At 33.9% G+C, this 2,972-nt stretch carries 5 protein-coding genes; all 5 read left to right on the forward strand.

The features are described 5' to 3' along the window. Positions 1-117 precede the first annotated feature (117 nt). The 5 genes from ACTNES_RS20265 (at position 118) to ACTNES_RS20285 (ending at position 2,854) form a co-directional block, all read left to right on the forward strand. The gene (locus tag ACTNES_RS20265) at positions 118-1,044 is read left to right on the forward strand and encodes an erythromycin esterase family protein (protein WP_441040515.1); all 927 of its coding nucleotides are present in this window, start codon (positions 118-120) and stop codon (positions 1,042-1,044) included. Positions 1,045-1,077: 33 nt separating this feature from the next. After that, positions 1,078-1,383 carry a DUF1697 domain-containing protein gene (locus ACTNES_RS20270; RefSeq protein WP_441040516.1) on the forward strand — a complete coding sequence of 102 codons (306 nt, stop codon included), beginning with the start codon at positions 1,078-1,080 and terminating at the stop codon, positions 1,381-1,383. Positions 1,384-1,402: 19 nt separating this feature from the next. After that, entirely contained in the window at positions 1,403-1,930 is a 528-nt protein-coding gene (locus tag ACTNES_RS20275) for a GNAT family N-acetyltransferase (protein WP_441035254.1), read from the forward strand. Positions 1,931-2,039: 109 nt separating this feature from the next. Next, positions 2,040-2,687 (forward strand): CatA-like O-acetyltransferase, family 3, encoded by a 648-nt coding sequence (locus ACTNES_RS20280; protein WP_441040517.1) that lies wholly within the window; start codon positions 2,040-2,042, stop codon positions 2,685-2,687. Positions 2,688-2,719: 32 nt separating this feature from the next. Next, positions 2,720-2,854, forward strand: coding sequence for a hypothetical protein (locus ACTNES_RS20285; protein ID WP_441040518.1), 135 nt, complete (start codon positions 2,720-2,722; stop codon positions 2,852-2,854). Positions 2,855-2,972: the final 118 nt, after the last annotated feature.

Genomic DNA, 2,972 nt, shown 5'->3' on the forward strand with positions numbered 1-2,972 from the left:
TGAGTTTGTCGTACAGGGTCACTTTCCTTTGTAATAGTTGTCGCAAACTTATTATACATCAGAAAGTCCCTGTACGATATTTTTTATTCAAAAAGTTGTAAAGTGGTGTTTAGAAAAATGGTAGAGGAATATAACTGTAAGGCCTTTGCCTTAGAAGCAGATTATGGTGGATGCTTATTGGTAAATCAATATATACACGGTGAGGGGAAAAATACGGAAGATGATGCAGTGGAAGCACTTGCTTTTCATATTTACCAGACGGATGAAATGAGGGCATTGATTCGCTATATGGCAGATTATAATAAACAGGCAAAACCGGAAGAGATGTTAAGCTTTTATGGGTTTGATATGCAAAACTCCGACTTGGATCAAAAATGTGTAGATGAAGCATTTTCAGAACTTAAGATGCAGTATACCGATATGGAAGATGCTGCGGAAACTTTAAAGAATATACCAGGGATGGAAATGTATGCGCAGGCAGCGAGATGTTATCTGCAAAATCAGGAGCTTAGTAATGCGTCAAATGTAGATTATGCAAAAATAAGGGATCATTATATGGCTGAAAACATCGACTGGATTTATGAGCATGTTCAGAAAGCAAACGAATCTATGCTTATGATTTCGGGGCATAACGGACATGTGGCAAAGAAGAGTACATATACTACATTCATGGGTGAAGAACTGTTTGAAAAATATGGTGATGATTATTTTGTCATTGGCACAGATTTTTACAAAACAGAATGCAATTTGCCTGGAAAAAATGGAAAAAGAATTACGCGAAAATTTTATTCTGCTGATCCTTTGGCAAATACAGCGTATGCCCTTGGGATGGATATGACGTATCTTGATTTTGATAAACTGCAAAAATCAGAAAAAATAAAGAAAATTATCAATCAGAGTATGCTGATGGGATCACTCGGAGAGGATTATAGCTTTTTGAATAAGATCTTACCAAATAGCTATAGAATCAATGATGTCCCAGCAGAATTATATGACGGAATGATTATTGTGATAAATGCGACACCAACAGATATAAAGCATTAATGAAAAAATATGGAGGGAGGAACAAATGATGATATGATACAGAAAAGGTTTGGCTTGGATATTCCGGTTTTTGTTATTTTGCAGGAAAAGTTAGAAGATATATTAAGCAAGGCTCCCGATTGGTGGGGAACATCTGACAAAGATATATACGATAATCTAATTTTTGTGATGTCTCCTGCTACCGCTGAAATCATTGCGGAGAAAATTGGAGAACCGACAAAAGAATTGGAACAGATATGTATTTGTGATAACACTATTTTTTGGTCTTTCGACAGGAATAAATATTGTGGATTTGGTAAATCCCGAAAAATTATTTTTTATAGGGAACAGAAACTTTGAATTTTACGGAGGAATAAAAATGATACTTGAGACAGATAGACTCATTTTAAGAAAATATGTTGAGGATGATTTTGATGCACTTTTTGAGATAGTATCTGATATAGAAACTATGCAACATTATCCAGCACCATTCGATGAAGATAAAACAAGGAATTGGATTATTTGGAATTTGGATAATTATAAAAAGTATGGTTTTGGACTTTGGGCAGTTGTATTGAAGGAAACGGGTGAGTTTATCGGAGATTGTGGAATTACTATACAGGATATTGATGGAGAAATGCTTCCGGAAATAGGCTACCATATTCATAAAAAATATTGGAGAAAAGGATTTGCTAAAGAAGCTGCCGGAGCAGTACGAGATTGGGTATTTCTTAATACGCAATACGACACAATTTATTCTTACATGAAATATACAAATATAGGCTCTTATTCTACTGCTATAGCGAATGGAATGCAAAAGGTAAAGGAATATCCTGACCCTAAAAATATTATTTCTTATGCCTATGCTATCACGCGTGAAGAGTGGAAAAAAATGAAAGAAGAGTGAACTGATTTCACTCGAAAATTTCAGTCTTGCGGAGAGATTGAAAGCAACAGTAGATTTGAATTTGCAGAATTGATAAATTTCTGAAAAACTTATCACGAGAGGAAATAAAATGAATTATAAAAATGTTGATAAAGAAACATATTATAGAAAAGGTGTTTTCAAGCATTTTACACAGGACTGTAAATGTTCGACATCTATTACTGCAAGGATAGATGTAACTGAGTTAGTAAAGTATTCAAAAATGACCAATACAAAGTTTTATATTAATTTTCTATACATATTATCAAGGGCGTTGAATTCCCGTGATGACTATAAGATGGCTTATCTTTGGCAAAGTGAAGAATTGATTTGTTATGATGTCATAAATCCTATTCAGTATGTATTCCATGAAGATACAGAAACCTGTACACCTGTGTATACTACCTATTATGAAGATTATAAAGTTTTTTATAAAAAAGCTATTAAAGATATAGAAGATGCTAAAGAAACAAGAGAGTATCTCCTTGATGCTGAAAATCATCCGAATTGGTTTGATGCCTCATATATATCCTGGTTGTCTTATGATTCGCTTAATATTGAACTTCCTGACGGATATCTGTATTTTTTGCCAATTATAAACTGGGGAAGGTATAGAGAAGAAAATGGAAAACTAATGATGCCTGTTAGTGTAAGATTGAATCACGCAATAGCAGACGGATATTTGGTTGCAAATGTGTTCAGACTTTTGGAAAAAGAGATTTTAGATTTTGTGATTTGAAATTGTATTTAAGAAACGATGAAGGCGTTGCTATGAAATTTGTTGGAATAAGAAGAGTAGAGAACGCTGGACAGATATTGAAATGGAAATACATAAAAAGTAAATTGGAAGTTTACGGCGAGGTTAATTATGAGAAAAATAGAGGAAAGGACGAAAAAGATGATTAAACTGTACCCCCTTGTCAAGGACATTTTGAATTAGTGTAGTGCCTATTTTTTAGACACCTACACAAAAGTGATATCCCTGATTTCGGACATTCCATTGTCTGGTTATCCACATAAGTGG

Source organism: Blautia sp. HCP3S3_D9 (genome assembly GCF_052063845.1).
GTDB lineage: Bacteria > Bacillota > Clostridia > Lachnospirales > Lachnospiraceae > Blautia_A.

Excerpts from the sequence above, each read along its gene's own strand:
- ACTNES_RS20265 (WP_441040515.1), top strand. The coding sequence starts at position 118 with ATGGTAGAGGAATATAACTGTAAGGCCTTTGCCTTAGAAGCAGATTAT.
- ACTNES_RS20270 (WP_441040516.1), top strand. The coding sequence starts at position 1,078 with ATGATACAGAAAAGGTTTGGCTTGGATATTCCGGTTTTTGTTATTTTG.
- ACTNES_RS20275 (WP_441035254.1), top strand. The coding sequence starts at position 1,403 with ATGATACTTGAGACAGATAGACTCATTTTAAGAAAATATGTTGAGGAT.
- ACTNES_RS20280 (WP_441040517.1), top strand. The coding sequence starts at position 2,040 with ATGAATTATAAAAATGTTGATAAAGAAACATATTATAGAAAAGGTGTT.
- ACTNES_RS20285 (WP_441040518.1), top strand. The coding sequence starts at position 2,720 with ATGAAATTTGTTGGAATAAGAAGAGTAGAGAACGCTGGACAGATATTG.